General features: G+C 46.4%; 22 protein-coding genes, 3 tRNA genes and 4 pseudogenes. 13 read left to right on the forward strand and 16 right to left on the reverse strand.

The genetic code is table 11. From position 1 onward, the window contains the following. The coding region (locus tag CMR00_09935; protein ID PIO47490.1) for a hypothetical protein at positions 1-659 on the reverse strand (659 nt) is incomplete at its 3' end. Then, the gene (locus CMR00_09940; protein PIO47491.1) at positions 647-1,738 is read right to left on the reverse strand and encodes a hypothetical protein; all 1,092 of its coding nucleotides are present in this window, start codon (positions 1,736-1,738) and stop codon (positions 647-649) included. The genes CMR00_09935 and CMR00_09940, both read right to left, overlap by 13 nt. Positions 1,739-1,836: 98 nt before the next feature. Between CMR00_09940 and CMR00_09945 the strand changes: the two genes are divergently transcribed. The 9 genes and pseudogenes from CMR00_09945 (at position 1,837) to CMR00_09985 (ending at position 8,353) form a co-directional block, all read left to right on the forward strand. Next, positions 1,837-3,021, forward strand: coding sequence for a serine hydrolase (locus CMR00_09945; GenBank protein ID PIO47492.1), 1,185 nt, complete (start codon positions 1,837-1,839; stop codon positions 3,019-3,021). Further along, complete coding sequence (locus CMR00_09950) at positions 2,954-3,376, forward strand: hypothetical protein (protein PIO47493.1); 423 nt, start codon at positions 2,954-2,956, stop codon at positions 3,374-3,376. The genes CMR00_09945 and CMR00_09950 overlap by 68 nt, the downstream gene beginning before the upstream one ends. 25 nt (positions 3,377-3,401) lie before the next feature. Next, a complete protein-coding gene (locus CMR00_09955) occupies positions 3,402-3,776 on the forward strand; it encodes a hypothetical protein (GenBank protein PIO47494.1) in 375 nt (124 codons plus the stop codon). Positions 3,777-3,815: 39 nt separating this feature from the next. Next, the gene (locus tag CMR00_09960; GenBank protein ID PIO47495.1) at positions 3,816-4,616 is read left to right on the forward strand and encodes an alpha/beta hydrolase; all 801 of its coding nucleotides are present in this window, start codon (positions 3,816-3,818) and stop codon (positions 4,614-4,616) included. Further along, positions 4,609-5,319, forward strand: coding sequence for an antibiotic resistance protein MarC (locus tag CMR00_09965; GenBank protein ID PIO47496.1), 711 nt, complete (start codon positions 4,609-4,611; stop codon positions 5,317-5,319). The genes CMR00_09960 and CMR00_09965 overlap by 8 nt, the downstream gene beginning before the upstream one ends. A gap of 8 nt (positions 5,320-5,327) precedes the next feature. Continuing rightward, positions 5,328-5,403: transfer RNA gene (locus CMR00_09970), tRNA-Glu, on the forward strand. Positions 5,404-5,457: 54 nt separating this feature from the next. After that, a complete protein-coding gene (locus CMR00_09975) occupies positions 5,458-6,822 on the forward strand; it encodes a hypothetical protein (GenBank protein PIO47497.1) in 1,365 nt (454 codons plus the stop codon). 170 nt (positions 6,823-6,992) lie between these two features. Beyond that, a pseudogene (locus CMR00_09980) lies at positions 6,993-8,251 on the forward strand (bifunctional 3,4-dihydroxy-2-butanone-4-phosphate synthase/GTP cyclohydrolase II). 29 nt (positions 8,252-8,280) lie between these two features. Beyond that, a tRNA-Pro gene (locus CMR00_09985) sits at positions 8,281-8,353 on the forward strand. A 38-nt stretch (positions 8,354-8,391) separates the two neighbouring features. Here CMR00_09985 and CMR00_09990 read toward each other — a convergent pair. Then, positions 8,392-9,234 (reverse strand): ribosomal RNA small subunit methyltransferase A, encoded by an 843-nt coding sequence (locus CMR00_09990; protein ID PIO47498.1) that lies wholly within the window; start codon positions 9,232-9,234, stop codon positions 8,392-8,394. Next, entirely contained in the window at positions 9,206-11,065 is a 1,860-nt protein-coding gene (locus CMR00_09995) for a carbamoyl-phosphate synthase large subunit (protein ID PIO47499.1), read from the reverse strand. Before CMR00_09995 ends, CMR00_09990 begins: the two co-directional genes overlap by 29 nt. A gap of 75 nt (positions 11,066-11,140) precedes the next feature. Between CMR00_09995 and CMR00_10000 the strand changes: the two genes are divergently transcribed. Then, a complete protein-coding gene (locus tag CMR00_10000) occupies positions 11,141-11,569 on the forward strand; it encodes a hypothetical protein (protein ID PIO47500.1) in 429 nt (142 codons plus the stop codon). A 57-nt stretch (positions 11,570-11,626) separates the two neighbouring features. On the opposite strand, the gene CMR00_10005 is transcribed toward CMR00_10000, so the two are convergent. The 3 genes and pseudogenes from CMR00_10005 to typA form a co-directional block, all read right to left on the reverse strand. After that, the gene (locus CMR00_10005; GenBank protein PIO47501.1) at positions 11,627-12,667 is read right to left on the reverse strand and encodes a hypothetical protein; all 1,041 of its coding nucleotides are present in this window, start codon (positions 12,665-12,667) and stop codon (positions 11,627-11,629) included. Between the two features lie 69 nt (positions 12,668-12,736). Further along, positions 12,737-12,827 (reverse strand) — tRNA-Ser (locus tag CMR00_10010). A 200-nt stretch (positions 12,828-13,027) separates the two neighbouring features. Continuing rightward, positions 13,028-14,877 (reverse strand): annotated as a pseudogene (typA, locus tag CMR00_10015) (translational GTPase TypA). Positions 14,878-15,075: 198 nt separating this feature from the next. Here typA and CMR00_10020 point away from each other — a divergent pair. The 3 genes and pseudogenes from CMR00_10020 to CMR00_10030 all read left to right on the forward strand — a co-directional run bounded on the left by CMR00_10020 (position 15,076) and on the right by CMR00_10030 (position 17,778). Then, on the forward strand, positions 15,076-15,567 hold the full coding sequence (locus CMR00_10020) for a hypothetical protein (GenBank protein ID PIO47502.1): 492 nt from the start codon (positions 15,076-15,078) through the stop codon (positions 15,565-15,567). Positions 15,568-15,642: 75 nt separating this feature from the next. Beyond that, complete coding sequence (locus tag CMR00_10025) at positions 15,643-16,467, forward strand: cytochrome C biogenesis protein (GenBank protein PIO47503.1); 825 nt, start codon at positions 15,643-15,645, stop codon at positions 16,465-16,467. A 38-nt stretch (positions 16,468-16,505) separates the two neighbouring features. Continuing rightward, positions 16,506-17,778 (forward strand): annotated as a pseudogene (locus tag CMR00_10030) (glutamyl-tRNA reductase). Positions 17,779-17,791: 13 nt separating this feature from the next. On the opposite strand, the gene CMR00_10035 reads toward CMR00_10030, so the two are convergent. From CMR00_10035 to CMR00_10075, 9 genes and pseudogenes are all read right to left on the reverse strand, one after another. Beyond that, positions 17,792-18,289, reverse strand: coding sequence for a pantetheine-phosphate adenylyltransferase (locus CMR00_10035; protein ID PIO47504.1), 498 nt, complete (start codon positions 18,287-18,289; stop codon positions 17,792-17,794). 94 nt (positions 18,290-18,383) lie between these two features. Next, entirely contained in the window at positions 18,384-18,926 is a 543-nt protein-coding gene (rsmD, locus tag CMR00_10040) for a 16S rRNA (guanine(966)-N(2))-methyltransferase RsmD (protein ID PIO47505.1), read from the reverse strand. Between the two features lie 82 nt (positions 18,927-19,008). Beyond that, a pseudogene (locus tag CMR00_10045) lies at positions 19,009-19,927 on the reverse strand (transketolase). Between the two features lie 100 nt (positions 19,928-20,027). After that, positions 20,028-20,477 carry a hypothetical protein gene (locus tag CMR00_10050; protein ID PIO47506.1) on the reverse strand — a complete coding sequence of 150 codons (450 nt, stop codon included), beginning with the start codon at positions 20,475-20,477 and terminating at the stop codon, positions 20,028-20,030. Between the two features lies 1 nt (position 20,478). Continuing rightward, positions 20,479-21,069 (reverse strand): hypothetical protein, encoded by a 591-nt coding sequence (locus CMR00_10055; GenBank protein PIO47507.1) that lies wholly within the window; start codon positions 21,067-21,069, stop codon positions 20,479-20,481. A gap of 57 nt (positions 21,070-21,126) precedes the next feature. Next, on the reverse strand, positions 21,127-21,780 hold the full coding sequence (locus CMR00_10060; GenBank protein ID PIO47508.1) for a hypothetical protein: 654 nt from the start codon (positions 21,778-21,780) through the stop codon (positions 21,127-21,129). A gap of 30 nt (positions 21,781-21,810) precedes the next feature. Continuing rightward, entirely contained in the window at positions 21,811-22,530 is a 720-nt protein-coding gene (locus CMR00_10065) for a phosphoribosylaminoimidazolesuccinocarboxamide synthase (GenBank protein ID PIO47516.1), read from the reverse strand. A gap of 187 nt (positions 22,531-22,717) precedes the next feature. Then, positions 22,718-23,290 (reverse strand): signal peptidase II, encoded by a 573-nt coding sequence (gene lspA, locus CMR00_10070; GenBank protein PIO47509.1) that lies wholly within the window; start codon positions 23,288-23,290, stop codon positions 22,718-22,720. A 27-nt stretch (positions 23,291-23,317) separates the two neighbouring features. Continuing rightward, entirely contained in the window at positions 23,318-24,529 is a 1,212-nt protein-coding gene (locus tag CMR00_10075) for a hypothetical protein (GenBank protein ID PIO47510.1), read from the reverse strand. Positions 24,530-24,537: the final 8 nt, after the last annotated feature.

A 24,537-nucleotide genomic window follows, 5' to 3' on the forward strand; every position in this document is an offset into this window, starting at 1 on the left:
GGACTTGGTGTGTTGGGATTGCCTTCATAGAGTTCGCTTGGTACAGCAGCTACTTGGCTAAATAGACCATTGAGCAAGTTGTAGTAGCCGTTCAGTGTAATGCTCAAGTCGCTGGTAATACCAAGACGTGCACTGCCTTCAAACGTTTGAATCCGCTGCGGTCCCAAGTTCGGATTTGCAAGACGGAAGAACGCAGAAATGGTCGCTCCACCCGCATTGAAGAAGGTGCCAAACTCATCGTAGGCTGAAAGGGGCGACGGCGCAAGAAAGGCTTGTCCATACAGGGCTTTGAAGGTCAAGCGTTCCGTGGGGCGGAAGACGATACCTAAACGCGGACTTATAATCAAATCAAAGCGAGAGTCTCTATCGAGCCGTGTACCGAGTGTAAAAATGAGTGATGAAATTGGTGCATACTGAATATTGACAAAACCGCCGAAGTTTTGATAACTAACACGAAAGATTCGTGCTGGTACACCATTTGGAGCACCCGGTAGCCCAATGCTGTTCACGATAACAGGCTGCTCATCGAGCTTACCGCTGTAAGGTGCTTGTAAATCGTGTCCGCGTGGAATCGCAAAAAAGTCTTCGTAGGTGATGCCGCCTGAAAGTGTCAGTTCATTGCTGGCTGTCCATGAGAGGAGATCTTCTACTTTGAACATGCGCCCATGTGAAAAAGATACGCGGTGTTCATGCCCGTGTAGGCATTGCGAAAGTTCGTGCGGTTATCCAAATCATACTGGCTATAAATCAAAAATCCTGTATTTACCAAGTTGTTGGTCAGATATTCAGTTGCTGTTACATTTGCCATCGTGATGTTATGTCCGAAGAAAGAATCGCGGTTGTAGACCGCGTTGTTTGGGCGATTTGCGGTCGTAGATGGGTTAAATGAACTGTTTCGGAAAAAATTAAGGCGCACATTATTACTTGGCTCACCAATCTCCAGTGTCGCATGCAGCGCATAAGCCGAGAGTGGAAACTCAATGTTTGTAGAAAGGGGCTGCGTCGAACTCTGTGGAAATCCTAAGTCAGTTGGGAAGCGGTTGTTGCGCAAAAAATCTTCAATGCCCTCATTACCGACGCGAAAATTTTTAACTGCATCAAGCAGAGGTTGCTGGTCATAGAAATACTGCGCCGAAATAGAAAAGTTAGCAATTTCACCGAGCTTTGTGCCTGCAGACAGGTTGCCGATGTAGGTGTTAAACATTCCACCTTGTGCTGAACCGGTCAAAAAGCTACCTTCTGCTTTGCGTGTTACGATGTTAATGACACCTGAGAGCGCGTCTGCACCATAGACCGCCGATGCCGGACCATAGACGATTTCAATTTGCTTAGCCAGATGCACTGGGTAATTTTCCATCACGGGAATGATGTCGTTCGTTGGCGAGGAGATGCGCACACCGTCGAGCAGAATGATGAATTTATCCATTCCAAAAACGCCGCGCACTTGCACATCGTGTTGCCAGCGTGGGTCGTTGTTGGTCTCGATTTTGTAGTCTGGCTGATCCATCAAAACATCTAAGAGCGATTGATAGGCACGCAAACGAATCTGCTCTGCTGTAATGATGCGCACCGTAGCAGGCGCATCGCTGGACTTTTGCGCTGAGCGTGTTACCGAGACAACCTGCAGGTTTTGTAAATCTTCTAAGCTCAGACCTTGAAAGAGAGAAGAATCGACTTGAGCAAATGTAGCTTGCGAGCACAAGCACAGTGTAAGTACAATGAGCAGATATTTCGTCATGGATAAAGATATGTGTAGTTTTGTAGGGCCGCGTTTTGCCAGCGAATCTACAAACCAATTGTAAAGTCATTATTAAATCTCATAGTGTTTGCTCAAATATGCCTGCCTTCATCTCCGCTAGCGTTCTTATCTTACTTGTTGCACTGTTCAGTATGGCTGCAGCGCCGCTAAGTGCTCCGCCAAAATCCTTTGAAAAAGTGCGCCGCGTGATTAGTGATGCTATCAAAGACAGTGCCTTCCCTTCTGCAGTTGTAGCCGTGATGCAAAACGACCGCCTTGTCTTCCATGAAGCCTTTGGGCATCTCACTTACGATACACTTTCCGCACGTACTGATACCAATACGATTTATGACCTTGCCTCTGTGACAAAAGTATTAGCCACGACCTTATGTGTGATGCGCCTTTACGATGACGGTCAACTCTCACTTACTGATCCTGTTGCAAAGTTTATTCCTGAATTTGCAAACCATGGTAAAGAGCATATTCTGCTGCGTAATCTCTTGATTCACGATTCAGGCTTAATTGCCTTCCGCCGATACAGCCAATTCTGCCCTAACGCCGACTCAGCACTCAAACACATCTTTAACGATACACTCATCAGACGCACTGGCGATAGCACAATCTACAGCGACCTCAACTTCATTTTGTTAGGTGAAATCGTTCGGCGTATCACGCACAAGCGATTAGATGAGTATTTCCATGAAACATTTGTGCGTCCACTTGGCTTGCAAAACACATTCTTCAACCCACCTGACAGCGTGCTCTACCGTATTGCCCCCACTGAAATTGATTGTACATGGAAACTCTCTTTCAAGCGTCCACTTGTGCATGATCCAACTTCTGCACTTTTTGGTGGTGTTGCTGGACACGCTGGACTTTTCTCAACGGCTTCAGACATTTTGACCATCATGAAGATGCTTATGCACGGCGGCTCACTTTATGGCAAAACTTTTATTAAGCCTGAGACAGTGCAGCTTTTCACGACGCGCGACAGTGTGCACCGCGTGCGCGCCTTAGGCTGGGATGTGCGTGATGCTGGCGAGAAAGCCTCAACTGGCAAATACTTTTCAATGCAAAGCTATGGGCATCTTGGCTTTACTGGCACAAGTGTCTGGGTCGATCCTACACGCAATCTCTGCGTGGTCTTCCTGACAAATCGTGTCTATCCAACTTCTGCAAACAACAAAATCCGCGCAGTGCGTCGCCAGCTGCACGATGCTGTCATTGAGAGTCTTGAGGAACTCACAGAGAAAAAAACTGGAAAGTTCAAACAAAAAAAGTAAATTTGTGCTTATACTTTCAACGCTAAACCTAGGAGTTCATATGCGTACACTTCTCTTTTCTTTCCTGCTTTCACTTGTTGTGATGGGTTGCGGTGCACAAAAAGCCGAGCCTCCTCAAGCCAAAATTCAAAAAGTGAACTTTGCTATCGACGGTATGGTCTGCTCAAGTTGTGAAGAGTCTATTCAGACTAAACTTGTAAAACTAGAAGGGGTCAAGTCGGTTGAAGCCAGCACTGCCAACAAGTGCGCTATCATTGAATTCGATGCCTCAAAAGTTAGTGAAAAAGATTTGATTGCAACAATTGAATCCATGGGCTACAAAGCTGTGTCGCAGTCACAATCTGCAACCAATTAGTTACTTCAATTAACTCTACTTTTTTATGGCTATGCAAAAGGATAACTATTACAAAGGTCTCTTTATTGGTACGCTGCTGGGTGCCGCAATTGGCACGGCGTTAGGCATGCTCTTTGCGCCGCGTCGTGGTGAAGATATGCGTCGCGCACTCTTTCGTCGCTTAGATGAAAGCCTGCAAGAGAGCCCAATCGCTGAAATGATGCCAGTGCGTGAGATACCTGTTCCCAACACGATTCCACCGAAAGAAGGTGTAGAGCCGCCCGCTGATATTGAAAACGAAGCCAAACAACGTGCTGAAGACATCGTGCGCGCTGCCAAAACTGAAGCCGAACGCCTTTTGCGTGAAGCAAACTCGATTTTGCGCGATGCCAAAACGCACCGAAGCAATCACCCTAACTGAATCGTTGAAAAGCCATCACTCAAAACTTTTATTAATCTTATGTTGTCGTTTCTTGGTCATCATCTTGAAAAACCTCATCGCCAAAGTGACCATGTGGTTGTCTTGCTTCATGCTTTTCCACTCTCAAGTGAAATGTGGCGCCCGCAGCTTGGCGTGCTCCAAGAGGCTGGGTATAGCGTGATTGCGCCAAATGTTTATGGCATTGAAGGCTCAGAACCACGCACAGATTGGACCATGCGTCAGTATGCAGAATCGGTGCATGAGCTTGTCACAAAACTCGGATTCACGTCCGTCACTCTCATTGGTGTCTCTATGGGTGGCTATCACGCTTTTGCTTTTGAGCGTCGCTATCCTCACATGGTTTCTTCCATGATGCTTTGCGACACACGCGCTGAGGCGGATACAGATGAAGCACGAGAAAAACGCTTTGAGTTTATCGAGGCGCTGAAAGCGCGCGGCATTTCCGAAGCCAAAGCTCGTATGATTCCTAAAATGCTTGGAGATACCACACATGCGAACGAACCTGAACTTGCAGGCTTTCTCTCGGTTATCATTGAGCGTCATCGTGTCGCATCAGTTATTGAGCAGCTCAAAGCTATGGCTCACCGTCCTGATTCGAGCGTGCATCTTTCTGCAATACGTTGTCCTACACTAGTTGTTGTCGGCGAAGAAGATGTACTGACACCGCCTGAAGTGGTTCGCACAATTGCTGAGCGCATTCCTAACGCGCAACTGGAAATTATTCCCCAAGCTGGGCATTTACCTAACCTTGAACAGCCTGAGCGATTCAATGCATTGATGCTTCAACATCTGCAAAAAGTCGCACTGGCAAATGCTTGACTTTTTTCTTCTTGAAGGCTCATCCTATCCCTTCACTTTCGAGGCGTTTTTACTTACCTTCATCCCGCTTTTCGTTGCTATTGACGCCCCCGGCACGTTGCCACTTTTTATCGGCCTTACACAAACTCTACCCGAAAAAGTCAAACGCCGCCTGACGATTCAAGCCGTTTTGACCGCGCTGATTATCGCCCTCATCGTAATGGTTGCCGGCAAAAACATCTTTGCATTTTTAGGCATCACGCTCTCGGATTTTCGCATCGCTGGCGGCATCATCTTACTTTTGCTTGCAGTCAAAGACCTGACTTCGTCCGACGTCGATGAATCCAAAAAGCCTGCTGACCCTACCAGCATTGGCGTTGTACCTCTTGGTATTCCGCTTATCATTGGACCCGGCTCACTGACGACGATTCTCATCTCTGGCGAAGCACATGGCTGGCTTATGACATCGCTGGCCATCATACTTAATCTTCTTATTGCTTTTTTGCTGTTTTATTTCTCAAGCACGGTTGAACGCCTGATTGGTCCAAATGGGGCAAAAGCTATTGCTAAAATTGCGTCTCTGCTGCTTGCGGCAATCGCTGTGATGATGATTCGTGTCGGCATCTTCGATGCCCTCTCAGCATCTGGGCTGTTATCTTATAATGGAGACAAGTCTCTCAACGCTCAAACTTGCAAGAACGCCGACATGAGCGTAATTTTGTAGTATAAATTGGCGTGTTCGTCTAGAGGCCTAGGACGCGCCCTCTCAAGGCGGAAATCATGGGTTCGAATCCCATACACGCTACCGCACATCTATAGTGCACAGGTTCGAACCGACTTTTTCAATCGCTGCAGCGCGCCGATGGCAATGCAAGTTCCTGAGAAATACGTGCGCCACATCTGGAAAAACCTTTATTTGCAATTAGATTCTCTGCAGCTTAGCGACGGTCGCCCTCTTCAGATTCTTTCCACAGGCAGGCTTAACTCAAACGAAGGCGCCGATTTTCTTGATGCTCGAATTTTGATCGATGGCATGGAGTACTCTGGCGCTGTGGAAATTCACTCGCGTGCATCTGATTGGCTCAAACATCAACATCACTTGAATCCGCGCTACAACCATGTCATTTTGCACGCGGTTTTTGAAGACGATTTGTGCTTGCCCAACATGCCTCCCCTTTTAGAGCTAAGCCGTTTTTTGAATGACGCCATTCACCACGTGCTTGCAAAGTGCATTCAAGATGAATCTGCCTTTCATCGTCAGCACACGATTCCATGTTTCCCCACAGCACTCAAGATTGATGATCGTCTCAAAATTGAGTGGCTACAGACACTTTCAGAACAGCGCTTTAAGAAAAAAGTTGAGCGCTTTGCTCAAGCCCTTGTTACACACACACTGGCAGGCTATGATGAGCTTATCTATCAAGGCTTAATGCGAGCCCTCGGCTACAGTGAGAACACAACCGCCTTTGAAGCCCTCTCTCGCCTCGTCTCTTTCTCTGAACTCGACTACCTCAAAACCTTGAGCTTTGCTGAGCGACGGCGCATGCTGGAAGCTATTTACTTTTCGCTGTCTTCACTTTTGCCACAGCAGTCAGATGACGCAGAGACCACTACCTACATCCAAGACCTCTCTCAACGCTTTGCTACCACTCCCTTTGCCACACGCGCACCGCTGGACAGACCTGTATGGATCTTCTTTCGGCTTCGCCCACAGAATTTCCCGACATTGCGTATAGCTGGACTTGCAGAAATTCTCTCTAAAAATTTAGCGCATGGTTTTTTACATCAAGCCCTGCAAGTGCTTTCATCATCGGTTTCAACTTCCAGAAGTATTGCGCAGTTGCAAGAGCTTTTTATTGCAGATGCATCAGATTACTGGCAACATCGCTATCGCTTTGGGACACGCACTCTGAAGCCTATCAAAACACTTGTTGGGAAAACACGCGCAACTGAACTTGTTATCAATACGCTTTTGCCTGTGCTTGCACTCTATGCTGAACATGAGGGCAATTCACATCTCTTGTCTCGGGTTCGCACGCTTTATGCCGAGTATCCCAAAGCCCTAACCAGCGAAGTTGCAAAGCAAACTTTGCACGAAAGCTTAGGCGAAGCGTATCGCATTAAATCTGCGGCGCTCGAACAAGGCTTGCTTGAATTGAAAACTGCATATTGTGATGCCTTACGCTGCTTGGATTGCCGAATCGGACGCGCCATTTTTGGCACTTAGCGTGCCGCATTTAGCATCTTGAAAATTGCATAACTTTACCTTGTTCAAAAAAAGAGTGTAACTCTGATTTCTTGGAATCGCACAATGGCATAATCTTGTTTTTTCAGTATCATCAACACGATAACGCCACTGCACTTTTGCTCAGCGTTATCATTTAACAGCAAAATGCTATGTCTGCACCTCAGTTTGACACGATTGAATCTGCACTGGCAGATATTCGCAACGGCAAGCTCGTCATCGTTGTCGATGATGAAGACCGTGAAAATGAGGGTGATTTCATCACCGCTGCCGAGAATGTTACGCCCGAGATGGTAAACTTCATCACCAAAGAAGCGCGTGGGCTATTGTGTGTTGCAATTACATCCAGCCGTGCGCAAGAACTTCAGCTCGATCCAATGACGCGCGTCAATACTTCTATGCATGAGACCAACTTTACCGTCTCAGTTGATGCTCAGATTGCTGGCGTTACCACGGGCATTTCTGCTTACGACCGCGCCATCACGATTCGCCACTTAGCTGATCCGCTTGCACGTCCAAGTGATTTTGCGCGTCCAGGACATATTTTTCCGCTGCGTGCGATGGATGGCGGTGTGCTGCGCCGCGTTGGACATACTGAAGCGGCAGTGGATTTAGCGCGTCTGGCTGGATTTCGCCCTATTGGTATTCTGTGCGAAATCCTTAAAGATGATGGCACCATGGCGCGCGTTCCTGACCTTTTGCAACTGCGTGATAAACTCGGTCTGAAACTCATCACTATTAAAGACCTTGTCGCCTATCGCATGCAAAAGGAAAATTGGTGCGTCGTGCTGTTGAAGTGCGTTTGCCCACACACTTCGGCGAGTTTAAGCTCATCGCTTATGAAACGCTGATTGATGACAAAAATCATCTTGCGCTTGTCAAAGGCGATGTTGCAAACGGCGAACCTGTGCTCTTGCGCATGCACTCTTCTTGCGCCACCGGCGACCTTTTCGGCTCCTTGCGCTGCGACTGCGGCGAACAACTTGCTACCGCCATGCTCAAAATCCAACAAGAAGGACGCGGCGCTGTAGTGTATTTGATGCAAGAAGGTCGTGGCATAGGACTTATCAACAAACTTAAAGCCTACAACCTACAAGATGAAGGCTTGGATACGGTTGAAGCCAATGAGCGCTTAGGCTTTAAGCCCGACCTACGCGACTACGGTATTGGCGCACAAATCCTGCTTGACTTGGGCATCAAAAAAATGCGCCTGATGACCAACAATCCAAAAAAAATTGTTGGCTTGGAAGGCTATGGCTTGGAAGTTGTCGAACGCGTCCCTCTTGTTATAGACCCCAATGACATCAACAAGGGCTATCTTGCTACAAAAGAACAAAAATTAGGGCATTTGATGAACACAGGCATGAGCAATACGCAACTTCTTGTTAGAAAAATTTTTGGGCATCCTTAATTTTGCCTAATTTTGCGCTTACCTCAAAACGGGGTGTGGCTCAGCTGGTAGAGCGCTGCGTTCGGGACGCAGAGGTCGCAGGTTCAAGTCCTGTCACCCCGACTGCTACTTCACCCCTCTATTGGCATGTGGCACGCCAATCATACCACTTGAGTATCTGCGCGCCACTGCACGGCTTTAGAGAGTTCAATAAATTCTTGCACAGATAATTCTTCGGCTCGTCGTTTTAAGTCCATAGATACACCATGGAGTTCAAACACCTCTTTGAGATTATTCTCTAAGGTTTTGCGGCGCATTCGAAATGCTGTACGTACCAGCGTTCTGAATAGGGTTTCGTGCGCAATGTCTGTCTGATGACGCATCGTCAGCCGCACCACGGCACTATCCACCTCTGGCTTAGGCTTGAAGACACTGCGCTTTACCTTGAAGCCATACTCTACTTCTGCAAACGCCTGCAGTTGAACCGCTAAAATGCCGTACTCCTTTGTGCGTGGTTTTGCCGACAGTCGTTTTGCCACTTCGTCTTGCAGCATCAAGATGGCTGAATGAATTGCTGCACGTTCTTCAATGAGTTTGAACAGAATTGGCGAGGTAATGGCGTAAGGGATATTGCCCAAGATTTTTAATTTCTTTCCTGCAGCCAGTTCCGAGAGCGATGTCTTCAAGATATCTTGCTCGATGAGCGTTACTTGCGGAAATTCTGCGCGAATAAATGCCGCCAGGGTTTTATCTACCTCAATTGCTGTAAAGGTGGGAAGATGGCTTGCAAGTTCTTTTGTGAGTGCGCCAAATCCAGGACCAATTTCTACGACATTATCTTGCGCTTCAAGTTCAGCCAGTGCAATGATTTTGCGCACAATGTTTTCATCAACCAAAAAATTCTGACCTAACCTTTTTTTGCAACGACGTCTCTGCCTTTGTAGTGAATTTTTGGCATGCGCGCATTTACTTTGCCTAAGATTTTTTCTTGCGCTTGTTTTTATAGCTTAAATACTCTTGCAAGCTTTTGACGCTGAACTTTTCTTTGCGCAGTTGCTCTATACCTGCAATAGCTGCTTCAGCAGTTTCAATCGTTGTCGCATAAGGCACGCCAGAGAGAATCGATGCTGTTCCAATGGCTTCTTCGTCATAGCGCGCTTTTTCACCAAGCGGCGTATTGATGACAAACTGCACTCTGCCCAAGCGAATAATGTCAAAGATGTTTGGTCTGCCTTCACCGACTTTGAAGACCGTTTTACACTCCAAACCGTGATTGCGCAAAAACTCTGCGGTGCCGCTCGTAGCCACGAGGTCAAACCCCAGATTGTAGTAGCGTCGCACAATCTCGGCGGTATGTGTGGTTTTGTGTGCATCATTGACACTGACAAAGACCGTGCCGCTGGTCGGCAATTTACTGCCTGCAGCTAAAGCCGATTTAGTGAAGGCTTCGCCAAAGGTTTTTGCAAAACTCATCACTTCACCTGTAGAGCGCATCTCTGGACCGAGATAAACGCCTGACTTAATAAATTTTGAGAAAGGAAACACTGGCTCTTTGATACAGATGTAAGGCAAATTCAGCGCATCGCAATCTTTGAGGTCAAATTTCTTCTTGAGCTTAGAGAGCTTTTCGCCAATCATCAGCAGGCAAGCTACTTTGACAATCGGCATTCCCGTTGCTTTTGCCACAAACGGCACGGTTCGACTTGCTCGCGGATTGACTTCCAGCACAAAGACTTTTGCATCTTTGCCTTCGCCTTGCACAGCAAACTGCACATTCATTAGCCCCACGACTTTCAAGGCTTTTGCAAGTTTGCGCGTGTAATCTTTCATCGTTTTGATAATGTGCTTCGGTGTGCTAATGGGCGGCAAAATCGATGTTGAATCGCCACTGTGCACACCTGCTGCTTCCACATGCTGCAAGAGCCCTGCGACAATACACTCTTTCCCATCGGCGATAGCATCCACATCATATTCCACGGCATGCTCCAAAAATTTATCGATGAGCAATGGATATTTATCAGAGACATGCAAGGCTTGATCAATGTAGCGCTTGAGCGTCTCATCGTTGTAAATAATTTGCATGGCTCTGCCACCCAAGACATAACTCGGACGCACTAAGACAGGATAGCCGATGAGTTCAGTAATCAGTTTGGCTTCTTCGTAGGTTGTTGCTACGCCGTAGGCGGGATGTGGAATTTTAAGTTCATCTAAGAGCTTGCCGAATTTTTCTCGATCTTCTGCGATGTCAATGCCTTTTGAGGATGTGCCTAAAATTTTCACACCAGCTTCTTCAAGTTGCGTCGACAGCCGCAGTGGCGTTTGACCACCGAAACTGACGATAATCCCTTCAGGCTTTTCATGCTCAATGATGTTCATGGTATCCTCAAAGGTCAGCGGCTCAAAGTAGAGTTTATCGGCGACATCATAATCCGTTGACACCGTCTCTGGGTTGCAGTTAATCATAATAGTTTCATAGCCTGCTTCTTTGAGCGCAAAGACGGCTTGCACGCAGCAGTAATCAAACTCAATGCCTTGCCCGATGCGGTTTGGTCCACCGCCCAAGATGATGATTTTCTTTTTCCTACTTGGCTTGGATTCATTTTCTTCTTCGTAGCAGGAGTAATAGTAGGGCGTTTGCGCATCAAACTCGGCAGCGCAGGTATCAATGGTTTTGAAGACGGCTTTTATGCCGTAATACTCTCGCACTCGACGGATGTCGGCTTGTGAGACACCAAAGAGATGAGCAAATTGCAAGTCGGAAAATCCAAACTCTTTGGCTTTACGCAGTTTTTCTTTCGGAAGTTTTTTGAGGAGCGTTTGAAAGGTGTCTTGCATTGCTGTATGGTTTAGTCGGCAGACTTGCGGGCAAAAATACAAAATGGCGCTTAACCTTAAAACATTCAAACCCTAATGTATTCACTACTTTTACTTCTGCATATTGTTTGCTTTGCACTCTGGTTTGGTGCAGTTGCCGCCTCAGCTTTGGTAATTCGTACGCTGCAACCGCGCCTTACTGATGCGGCTTCTGGCGCACATGATGCCGAACTGTTGCGCACCTACATTCGTCTGGAAGTCAAACTCGTCGATGTCGCTTTCTTCGGCGTCTTGATTTCAGGTGTCTTGCTGGCACAGTTTTTCGTTGGCTGGTCGACTTGGACTATTGTTAAACTCTCGCTTTACCTTGCGCAGTTTGCCGCTACGATGCTCTACATTGCCAAGTATATTCGTCCGCTTGCTTATCCATGTTCCTTTGCTGAGTATCGCCGGTGGTACGGTGTGTTTGGCGTCGCGTTGGTTTTCTTTTCACTGACGCTGGCATGGACTTACTTCGGGCGTTAGCTCTCCGTCGTTTTGCGCATTGCCTCGTGCATGCTTTTGTCATACAGACCTTGAGATTCAATAACTGCGCAGTTTATCGCGTAGTATTTTATAGAGCATTTCACGAGCGCGGAAAATATGTGCTTTAACAGTGCCTAAAGGAATCTTCAGTTCCTTTGCAATTTCTTCATAGCTTAATTCTTGCAAGTGCCGCATTTCAATTACGGTACGATACTTTTCCGGCAACTGCTTAATCGCATCTTGCACCAGCCTATCACGTTGGCTTTGAATGATATTTTTTTCTGGCTCTTCGCTGCTGTCAGGAATCTCGACCGTGTATTCATCATCTTTGGTTTTGATAGGATTGTCAATTGAGAAGGTTTTCAACCGGCGTTTGCGCAAAAAATCAATGCTGCTGTTGGTCGCAATGCGATAAAGCCACGTCGAAAAGGCATATTCCTTATTAAAGTTTGCAATGGAGTTAAACGCCTTGGAGAAGGATTCTTGCACTAAATCTTCTACTTCATTTGGATTATGCACAATCTTGAGAATAAGATTATAAATCTGACCACGGTATTTGCTTAGCAATTTTTTGAATGCTTGCTCTTGCTGGTAGCGATCCCCTTCACGAATCACATCAATCAGCGCATAATCTTCTTCTCGAGATGAGTGTTTTTCATTTTTTGGCTCAAGTTCCTTGGGGAGCTCCAGTGCAATCTCTTCAGCAAGCTCATCTTGCGCACTTTCTTCAACTTGCTCTGAGAGTTCAGTACCGACTTGGTCTTCTGCGAGCGCAATATCGTCCACAAAGTCTATTTGCTGCTCTTGTTCATGTTCTAAAATATCAACGTCAGATTCGGTTGTTTCATATTTAGGACGTACCGCTCTGACTTTTTGGCTTTGTCTGCCAATCCTCTTTTTGCCTTCTGCAGCAGATTTCTTCTTTTTCTTTTTTGCGCTTGACTGCGGCAAAGGACTTTTTGCAACTTTAACAGACTGTTTTGTCTCATTCTTAGACACGCTGGACACCAGCTTTGTCTCTGGCGTCTCTTTTTTGCGACTGGCGGGGGCTTTTACGCGTGCTTGAGATGGACTTTTTTTCGCAGATTTCTTTGGCATACCTCACTTTGTTTCGGGGCAATGCAACCTGATGTATGTCGTTGATCCCCGCTGCGGCATCATTATCTGCGGAGAAGGGGGGATTCGAACCCCCGGTAGTACCTTACGATACTACATCGGTTTAGCAAACCGACGCCTTAAGCCACTCGGCCACCTCTCCTTGTTGTATTTTGCAATGCGTTCTTGTAATGCGTGCGCCTTTGCTGCTCTAGAATATACATTTTTACATTGGTGGCTAATATATCACTTTCTACTCAAACCGCAACTTTCTAGCCTACACAAAATTGCAACAGAAAAGCATGCAGGCAGTGCTGTAGCACTTTGAAGTAAAGTAAAAGAAATGCGCTTGGCAGTGGACAGTTACACAGTTGCTTCACTGGCTTGCTTCTTGCGCTTGGCTTCACGTGCACGCACGTTTTCATCTAGAATTTTTTGCGCAAGCGAATTGATTTTGGTGTTACTTCTACCAGTTCATCATCGTTAATAAATTCCATCGCCTGCTCCAGTGTGAGTTTGCGCGGCGGTGTAATTTTCAAGGCTTCATCGGAGCCTGAGGCGCGCATGTTAGTCAGTTTCTTTGTCTTACACACATTGACCACCATATCAAAATCGCGTGCAGATTCACCTACAATCATGCCTGCATAGACTGGTGTGCCGGCTTCAATGAAGAACGTGCCTCGATCATCTAACTGTGCTAACGCATACGGAACTGCTTCGCCTTGCTCGGCTGCAATTAGCGCACCTGACGCACGAGAATTAATTTCACCCTTGTATGGCTCATAACTCTTGAAGACATGCGTCAGGATGCCCTCTCCTTTCGTATCCATCATAAATTCTGTCGTAAAGCCCAAGAGCCCGCGTGTTGGAATCTCAAATTCCAAGCGTGTCATTCCGCCTTCGAGCGTGGTCATATTTTTCATATCGCCCTTGCGTCGTCCCATTTTTTCAATTACGACACCAACATATTCCTGCGGCACATCAATTGTTACACTCTCATAAGGCTCGAGGAGTTTTCCATTCTCATCTTTTTTCAAAATCACTTCGGGACGCGAGACTTGTAGTTCATATCCTTCACGGCGCATGGTTTCAATCAGAACAGAAAGATGCAACTCACCTCTACCTGACACCTTGAAAGTATCTGCACTTTCTGTGTCTTCGACGCGCATTGCTACATTCGTAATGACTTCTTTGTAGAGCCGCTCACGCAAATTGCGGCTGGTAACAAACTTACCTTCTCTGCCTGCAAACGGTGAATCATTGACTGAGAAAAACATAGAGACGGTCGGCTCCGTAATTGAAAACGATTCCATTGGCACAAGGTGATCTGGGTCAGTGAGTGTCTCACCAATCGTGGCCTCTTCAAAGCCAGTGATAGCGGCAATATCTCCTGCAATTGCCTCTGGCACTTCAGTTTTACCAAGTTTTTCAAAGAGGAAAATCTTTGCCACCTTGCCTTTCACAAGTTTGCCTTTACCATCTAGCGCCACCAGCTGATCGCCCACTTTGACCTTACCTGATGCAATTTTACCTATCACAATTTTGCCCAAGTAGTCGCTGTAATCCAGCGAATTAATGAGCATTTGGAACGGTGCATCGGGGTCAACTTCGGGTGCAGGGATTTTTTCTAAAATCATCTCCAAGAGCGGTGTGATGTCCTTGTTTTCATCTTCAAGGCGATACTTTGCATAGCCGTCTCTACCCGATGCAAAAATATAGGGGAAATCAATTTGCTCGTCATTTGCACCTAAGTGAATGAAGAGCTCAAGGACTTCATCAATCACTTGGAGCGGTCGTGCATTTGGACGGTCAATTTTGTTAATTACGACAAGAATTTTCAAGCCTGCTTCAAGCGCACGACGCAACACAAACTTGGTTTGTGGCATCGGACCTTCAAGTGCATCGACCAAAAGCAGCGCGCCATCGACCATTTTCAAAATGCGCTCTACTTCGCCACCGAAATCTGCGTGTCCAGGCGTATCGACAATGTTGACTTTGTGATTTTTGTAGAAGTAACCTGCATTTTTAGCAAAAATCGTAATGCCACGCTCACGCTCTTGCGGATCACTATCCATAATGCGTTCTTCAACGCGTTGATTGTCTCGAAATGTGCCCGTCTGTTTCAAAATCGCATCGACCAGCGTTGTCTTGCCATGGTCAACGTGAGCAATGATAGCGATGTTGCGAATATCATCTCGGCGTATTTTTGACATATCTTTTTATCGGCGATTTGTTTGTAACTTTTAGGAGTTCCTTCTAAAATTTGGGCGCAAAGATAGCGTTTTAAGCCTAGATATTCTAATGCTTTTCATGAGAGATTTTGCTACTGACTCTAAACGCAGCAGAGAATTTTTAGCCTACAGGCTCAGGTTAGTTTTTTGAGCCCTAAGAAAGAAGATAAACCTATAACTATGCTTGCTATGCGCATCGTTCTATTCATTTGCTTTCTTTGCTTGATAGGCTGCCAACGACCCAGCGAACCGCCCTCTACACTTGCTGAGCCAGAAGCGACTGTCTCTTCAAACGGTCTTGTTTTTGCGCTGCGTATTGCACGCGATAAAGTCGGTATCGGTGATACTATCTCTGGTGTTTTTGAGATTCGAAACAATTCTGGAATTGAGCGTACATTTTTCTTTCTCTATCAGCAGCATTTTGCTTTGGAAGTTCAGCAGGAAAACGGCGAAGTGATATCTGTGCGCACTGTCCCAAATCAGATTTCTGCAAATATTCTTCGCATACCAATTAATGAGCGCCGTTCATATCCTTTTGCTTTTGTGCCACGTCATCTTAAAACTGATGCAGCACTTCCAGCCGGCACGTATTGGCTCTGTGGCTATCTCTTAGAAAATCACTCGCCCAAAGTGCGCTTAAAGCTGACCATTACATCTTCATCTGCACCTTAAGATGATTTAATTGTATGACCATACACTTTATGTTCACATCAACTTTGTAATGCCCGATGCCCATCCGCTTGTAAAATGATAGAGAGCATTTTTATCATCAACTTTGTTTTGCCACTGCTCTATCTGATTGCGGCAATGCTTTACATCGCAGATTTTTTCAAAAGCGATTTCGCCTTGGCGCGCCTCAAGCGATATATGCTCCTTTTCGCGGCTGGCACACACTTCACCTATCTTTGCTTGCTGACACTTTTTTATCATGCGCTGCCAATTGCAAACGTCTATCAATTGATGACCACGGTCGCCCTGACTCTGATTGTCGTCTATCTCTTCATTGAAATCACGACAAGCGAAAGCAGCACAGGCGGATTTATAGCACTTACAGCCCTTGTTTTTCAGACGATTTCATCACTTTTTATGCTTTCGCATATTCCTTCTGACATGAGCGTTACAAGTCCGCTGCTGTCTTTTCACATCCTTGCCGCCATTTTAGGCTACAGCGCTATTGTGATTGCTGGTGTCTACAGCTCGCTTTACATGTTGCTCTTTCGCCAAATTCAGGTCAATCGGTTTGGTGCATTTTTCGAACGCCTACCTAACCTTGAAACGCTTGAAACCATGAGCCTGCGCGCAGTGTTGTTTGGATTTATCTTTCTCACTTTTGCCTTCATTGCAGGTGTGCTCTGGATTCCAGAGTCGCAAGGGCGCTTCAGCTTCAGAGATGCAAAACTTATCGGTCTGATTATGGTTTGGTTGATTTACGGAATAAGCCTACTTTTGAGAGAGCGTTTAGGCTGGCAGGGCAAACGCATGGCACTCTTGCTTACGCTGGGCTTTTTGTTTTCGTTTCTTTCTATCACGGCGTTGAATTTGTTCTCGCCGCGTTTTCACAGTCTTAACTAACGTCAAGAAGTATGATGACGTCGCACCTACCTCCGTCCATGAATCTTATCGCTGTTGGCATCAATCATCACACCGCTCCGATTGAACTGCGCGAGCGCCTCGCTTTCACGGATGAGGAGACACGCAAATTTCTGCGTGCAATCTGCGACGGCAAATTGCTCTCTGAAGCCCTCTTGCTTTCCACGTGCAACCGCACTGAACTCTACGCTGTGACCTGCGCTTGACGAGGTTAATGCCGACTATCTCAAAGACTTTCTCATTGAGTATAAGGGGGCACGCAAGACGCTGCGTCGAGAGCATTTCTTTTCACTTTGGGCATGTGGTGCGGTCAAGCATTTTTTTGAAGTAGCAAGCAGTGCCGATTCAATGATTCTGGGTGAGGCACAAATTTTAGGGCAAGTTAAAGATGCCTACCGTTTGGCGGCTGAAGAAAAAGCCACTGGTGCGATCTTGAACAAACTCTGCCATGCTGCGTTCAGTGTTGCTAAGCGGGTCAAAACGGAAACAAAATTAACTGACGGTGCCATTTCTGTAAGCTATGCTGCCGTTGAACTGGCGCGCAAAATTTTCTCTGACCTTTCTTCAAAACACATTCTGCTTATCGGCGCTGGTGAAACCGCTGAACTTGCTGCCCTACATTTACGCGAGAAAAAAGTTAGCCGCATTACCATCACTAACCGCACCACAGAAAATGCTGAAGCCTTAGCACGCGAAATCGGCACCAGCAATATCATCACCTTCGACTACTTCCGTGAGCGTCTGCATGAGTTTGACATTGTGATTTCTGCTGTCTCCAGTACTGGTGAAATTGTCTGTACCAAAGATATTGAAAGCGCTATGCACAAGCGCCGTCATGCTCCGATGTTGATTTTGGACCTCGGTGTGCCGCGCAATATCGATGCGCGTGCTGGTGCACTCTATAATGTCTTTCTTAAAGATATTGACGACCTTAAACTTATCGTTGAAAAAAATATCGATGCGCGCCGTCAAGAACTGCCCAAAGTTGCACGCATTGTGGAAGCTGAACTCATTGAGTTTGAAAAATGGCATAACTCGCTGCAAGTTGCCCCAACGATACGCGATTTGCAAGCCAAGTTCGAGGCGGTCAAGCAGCAAGAATTGGAACGGGTTCGAAACAAAGTTTCCCCAGAGCAATACGCCATGATGGAGCAACTTGCCGACCGCATCGTGAAGAAACTTTTGCATTTTCCTATCAACACACTCAAATCGCCCGTCGATACAGCACAAAGCATTGAAAGCAAGCTCAATTTGGTGCGCCATCTTTTCGAGTTAGATGAACGCAAGAGCTAATACCTGTGCCATTTCATTTTGTATTTGCAACCTGAAACTTGTGCTGCAATGCGCGCAGGACTGGCGGCGGGACAAAGTCAGCAACATCACCGCCTAAACTGGCTACCTCGCGAATGATTGAAGAGGTTAGATAGGTATATTTTTCGTTTGGCATCAGAAATACGGTTGTTACTCCGGGATACAAATGTCGATTCATCAACGCAAGCTGAAACTCATACTCAAAATCTGCTACTTGTCTTAGCCCACGAATGATGGCACAAGCGCCACGCTGCTTGGCATACTCAATGAGCAATCCACCCTCAAACCTCTCGACACGCACGCGCTCATAACTTGAAAGGGATTCTTGGATCATCGCCACACGCTCTTCAATCGTAAAAAGTGTTTTCTTTTGACTATTGACAGCTACCACAATGCTCACTTCGTCAAAGATATTAAGTGCACGTTCCAGTACATCGATATGTCCAAACGTAAATGGGTCAAATGTCCCCGGATAAATAGCTTGTTTCATGATGATAACAGTTTAGAGGCACCTTCTTTGCGCGTCGCCTGTTGTAGACACTATGCTATAGTTCAGGTTCAACCACTGCTTTTGGTACAAGTTTGCGTCAACTTGTCTGCTTTGCTGAGAAAAAACTCACGACGGTTGTTCCAAATTCTTTGCAAAAGAGAAACTCTGCACGTGCCGAAAAATCCTTGCGCTTATGATGCTCCATAGCCAGATAGCCTGCCAGTAAATTGCGAGAAAAAATTTTGTCCAGCAATTCGTGATAGTGTTCAAATTTGTAAGGAGGGTCGGCAAAGATGAGGTCATAGTGTGCCGTAGTTTGTTCTAAGAATCGCAAGGCGTCGGTTTGCACGAGTTGAGTTTGCTCTTCGAGTTGAAGTAATTTTATGCTCTGCGCAAGTCCCTGCATCGTCTTTCGGTTTTGCTCCACGAATGTGCAACGCAAAGCCCCACGGCTAAGTGCTTCAATGCCCAAAATACCACTGCCTGCAAAAAGATCGAGCACGTCTATGTCCTCAAAATTCATGCGTGCTGCCAACGTGTCGAAGAGCGCTTGACGCACGCGGTCGGTTGTTGGTCTTACCGCTTCACCTCGGATGGTGTGAATAACTTGCCGCTTAAATTTGCCTGCAATAATGCGCACTGTAAGCGTGTGATGATATGTTCAGCTTTTGCGATATTCTTTTGATGTAATTTTGCTTTGATCGCAAACTTATAGCCATCAATCAAAAATCAGCAAAGCGTGTTGGCGGCAATTCAAGCAAGGCTTTTTCGCCCAGTTCTTTTGAGGGTGGCTTGCCGTGCCAGTTTGTGCCATCGGGCATTGTGCCTTCAAAGAATGAGACACCTTTGCCCATGACTGTTTTTGCTAAAATCACGACAGGTTTGCCTTGCCCCAAGCAAGCCTGTGCCGCTTTGACGGTTTTAATCACTTCAGCCATCTGGTTGCCATCGCATTGCAGTGTGTGCCAGCCGAAGGCTTTCCATTTGTCTTCAAAGGGCTCGATTTGCATGACCTTGCTTACTTCTCCATCGATTTGTTGATTGTTGCAATCCACAATGCCAATAAGATTGTCGACTTTGTGATGCGCTGCAAACATTGCCGCCTCCCAGATTTGCCCCTCTTGACATTCGCCATCACCCATCAAACAATAAACGAAATAAGGATTTTTGTCCAAACGAAATGCTAAGGCTGCACCAATTGCCACCGAGAGCCCCTGTCCTAACGAGCCTGAAGCGATACGAATGCCGGGCAAGTGCGTGTCCGTAGCAGGATGCCCTTGCAAGCGCGAGTTGATTTTGCGAAACGTAGCAAGCTCTGCAAGCGGGAAATAGCCTGCACGAGCAAGCGTTGCATACCAGACAGGCGAAATATGACCATTAGAGAGAAAGACAAAATCTTGATCCTTGCCCGACCAAAAATGTCTCAGGGCTATGGCGCAAGAGATGAAAATACAGTGCAGTAAACACGTCAGCCATACCCAGTGAGCCGCCCGTGTGCCCCGACTGTGCCATGACTAACATACGCACCACATCGCGCCGAATTTGGCGCGCAAGCTCTTCAAGTTCTGTAATGCTTTCAAGGTGTGAGGTGGTTTTGCCCTGCGAGGGGATAAGTACAGGTGGTTCAGTTACCGCAGACATTTATGATTGAGATTTGTAATGCTTTGATGATGTATGCTTCAAAATTTAGAACGTACATACGTATTTTTTAGTGTAGTTCTCGATTTTGGTTTCGCTGTTTTCAATTACGCAAATACCACTGCCCTTTATATTGAACAAAAATGAGATCTTTGCTCTCTCGCTCGAAGTAGGCTTTATCGAGAGTGTCGTTCCATTGCGGTTTAATTACTTTTGCTTCTCTGAGAGCCGCTTCCAATCGTTCTATGCCTTTTTCTTTGAGTCGTTGCACTAGCATTTCGAAAGTTACTTGTTCAGATAGGGCTTGCTCAACATCAGGTGGATAAACATAGCGCGAAAGCAGCGCCTCCACATCACCTGCTTCAATCAACACGAGCATGGAATCAATTGTAGCAAGCACTTGTGCTGTTGCTTCTGCTTCTTTTTCGTCTCTTACTTTTTTCAGTGCTTCGTTGCTGGGTTGTCTTTTTTGTCTTACAACTCCTTGCGCGCATGTCTCAACACTTTGTAAGCATAGCACAGAGAGCAAAAGCAAGCCGAACATTGTTTTCATGCTATCCTCCTTTGAAGGCTTCTTTCATCACGTCGCGGTGGCGCAGCAAAATGAGTCCTGCAAGCGCAGCAATGAACACAATTGCTTCCACAGGCTCGAAGAGTGGCACAATCAAGATGACGCACGCCGTTGCTGAAATGTTGCAGAAATGGATTTTACGCGAATAAAACCATGCCGCGATCCACACCAGTAGCCACGCAATCACAAGAGAAGGCATAAACAGCAGCGATGCACCCGCGGCGGTTGCTAATCCGCGTCCACCTTTGAAACCGAGCCATAGGTTGTAGCAATGTCCGAGCGTAACGAAGAATGTTGCCCACATTTTTGGTCCTAATGCTGCCTTGCCTGATAACCCTTCACTGAAATACGTCTGTGCAATGAGTACTGCCGCAACACCTTTCAGTGCATCTAAGACGCCAACCACAATGCCAATCGTCTTTGAGCCTGTAACATCATAACTGTTCATGGCACCCACATTGCCTGTGCCGAGCGCGCGAATGTCTTTGCCGGTCAGCGCTTTGAGCAGCAGAAAGGCAACAGGAATTGAGCCAATCAGATACGACAGTCCTGCAAGAGAAAGCAAATCGAGCATGGTTTCAAGTTGCGCATTAGGAGTTCATTGAGTGTTAAGCCTCATCAGCGCTGTCACTTACAACGATTTTCCGGTCGAAGTTCTCAGTTTGCGAAGATAGCGATAAACCAAAATGCCTACCAAGACGAGCACAATTACCGTGAGCGCCGTACCGTAGGTTGTAATGTAGTCGCCTAAAATTTCCCAGTTATCGCCCAGCATGTAGCCACCGAAGACAAGCAAGATATTCCAACCGATAGCGCTTAGCAAGGCACACACATGCGTTATGGTGAAATTGAGCCGTGAGATACCCGCAGAAATTGAGATAATAGAGCGTGAGCCTGTCAAAAAGCGATTAGCTAAGATGAGCCCATAGCCATATTTTGCAAATTGCGCTCGAATTTCAGGTAAGTGTTCTGCCGGGAAAAACTTGTCAATTACGCGTGCAATGCGCGAATTGAGCGCTGCATTTGGCTCACCGTGAAAGCGCGTTGAAATCCAATAGCCTATCGCATACATAGACGCAAACCCTAATACCGACCCTACGCTTGCCCATAGCACACAAGCGACAAACGACAAATCGCTTAGGGCGACCAGTGTACCGACAAACACCACAGGCATATCACCAGGAATTGGTGGTATGATATTTTCCAAATAAGCAATCGCAAACAGGAAAAGGTATATCGTTGTGCTATCCAGCGTTTTGACATAAGCAATAAGTTCTTCGAGCATCTGCTTCAAAATCTTATTTCGGAAAGTGCCTTAGCCTAAGATGCGCCGTCTTACTTCCTGGTAGGCTTCTTCGACGCCACCTAGATCAAACCGAAAGCGGTCTTTATCGAGTTTTTGGTTCGTCTCGGCATCCCAAAGCCGACAGGTATCGGGACTAATTTCATCGCCCAGCAAGATATCGACTTTACCCTCAGGTGTGAAATACCTACCAAACTCTAACTTAAAGTCTACGAGTTTCAAGCGCTTTTGCAGCAAGAAATCTTGTAGGAGTGCATTGATTTTCGAGGCAAGTTGGCGCAGTTTTTCTAGTTCCTCGTAGGTTGCTAATCCCAGCACCGTTGCATGATCATCGTTGAGCATGGGATCGCCGAGCGCATCATTCTTAAAATAAAATTCGGTAATTGGATAGCACAGCTCTTCACCTTCTCTCAAGCCATAGCGTTTGACCAGCGAGCCTGCCGCAATGTTGCGCGTTACAACTTCGATTTTGATAATGTCTAACTTTTTGCAGAGCATTTCACGCTCCGAGACTTTGCTGACAAAGTGCGTTGGAATACCATAGTCCGTTAGATATGCAAAGAAAAAGCATGACAGTTCGTTGTTGACAATTCCCTTGCCTGCAATGACACCACGCTTTTCTGCATTGAACGCAGTCGCATCATCTTTGAACTCTTGAATGACGAGGGCGGGATTTGTGGTCGAAAAGACTTTTTTTGCTTTGCCTTCATAGAGCAAATTGCCTTTTGCAATCTCAGTGAGAACAGACATTGATAGCGCAAGTTGATTTAATGAAGTTATTTCTTTTGAGCCTCAAACTTAGGGATTCAAGGTAGATCCTGCAAGCCAGTGCTGGAACTTTGCGCGCTGTGTAGAGCAATTATGGTTTGCCTCTTATTGAGATTGCTGTACGATTTGCTCTTGCAGGCTTGGCGTGATTTTAGGTCTGTGGATTTGCTGGCTCACTTGGAGCGTTAGCATTCGGTGTTGCTTCAACTGACGGAGGATTTTCTACGGCGCTTGTCTGCGCTGCTGACTCATCTTCAAAGACGTGACGATACCAAATAAACATCACCGCAACGCCTATCGTAATAGCGGCATCAGCAACATTGAAAATGGGCCAGAGCGACACATACTTACCAAACAAAACCCCATTGTAAATGTCAAAGTGAATGAAGTCGACGACCTGCCCATAAAGTGCTCGATCAATCAAATTGCCGATTGCGCCACCCACGATAAGCCCAAATGCCAAACGATAGTAGATATTCTTTCGCTGTGTGCGGTAAAGGTAGTAGCAAATACCAAGTGTGGCAATGATAGACAGTGTAGTTACAACCACGCGTCCGCCCAAATCAATGCCGAAAGCGATACCTGAATTTTCGGTGTAGGTCAGTTTTAGCCAATCGGCAATGAGTGGCACAGGTGCAGAGCCTTCGCCAAGTTGTGTTTTAGCAATATATTTCGTTAGTTGATCGAGTGCAATCACAACTAAGGCAATGAGAAATATCTGCATCTAAACAGTTAGTTGAAGTTAAAAGAGCTAATCTACAAATTTTATCTCATCAATTTTAATGATGCTTTGAGGCGAGGCGGCGATGAAAGGTTCAATGATATCGCCTACAGTGCCGCCTAAGTACGATGGATCGCAAACCGTGTAAGTTTTGCCTTCAAAGATAATTTTTTTGCCTGTCTCTATTTTCTCTGGTAAGCGGACGGCTACCACCACATGGTTTGGAAATTGTAAGCCAATCACCTCATAGCCCAGTACGCTGCGAACTAATGCTGCTAACAAATACGAGCGGTCTTCACAATCTGTATAAGCATCGAAGAGCGACTCTTCGACGAAACTGCAATGCTCACCGCGTGCTTGCTTACCATCTTCAAGATATGGACGCGCCAGACAAAATTGTAGCAAAAAATCCACAGCGGCGGTACCTATTAAATTTTGCTGCCGTATGAGTTTTTGCAGCGGTTCAATGACCTGAGCTTTGAATGCACTTGTCAGCGGCTGATTGAAATACCAGCCGACTTCCATTTGCGGATAGCCTGCAAGATATTCAATGAGATTTTGGTTGTATGTTACCGATATCGCAAACTCTTTTTCTTGGAATTTCCATGCCAGCGTCTTTGAGATAGGCTTGTTTGGGAAAATTGGCAAGAGCGGCTCTTCGAGTGAGAGTGCTCGCAAGTTTTGTGCGTCTGCAGGACTTGACAGAAGTTGCATTTCACCTTTGGGCATCGTTCTGAGCACGGTGTTTTTTTCTATATCGAGCAGCGCAAAAATTTGTTCGCCTCTCTGAGCTAAACGAAATATTGCGCCAAAGTAGATAGGTCTGCTGATTTGAGTAGCAAGATACAAGCGATTTTGCGCCAGTGTGAGTGTGGCATTGTAGCCCATTGCACGCAGCAAGGCACAAGCTCCCACAGTGCGTTCGGCATCTGCATGCCAGGCTGATTTTGCAAACATCAGAGCGAGCTTTGCGCAGAGCCAATCGTTCCAGCGCAGCGTGGTGCAAGTCTCTTTGAGTTGTTTTGCCAGCGGTGCGAGACTCAGTTGCAACGCCTGAATGTGACGCTCGAGCGCTGCATCATCACCTGCGGTTTGGATTGAGAGTGCTGCTACGGCATTTGGCAAGACCGCTGAAAAACGTTGTCCATACAGCGAGATTGTCACGACGCGAGGGACTGTCGCTGTAGTGTGCTCAAAGCCGCAAAAGAGACATACAAGAGTGAATGCCAAAGTAGCCTTCATCAGCAGCG

It is taken from the genome of [Chlorobium] sp. 445, from assembly GCA_002763895.1.
Taxonomy (GTDB): domain Bacteria; phylum Bacteroidota; class Chlorobiia; order Chlorobiales; family Thermochlorobacteraceae; genus Thermochlorobacter.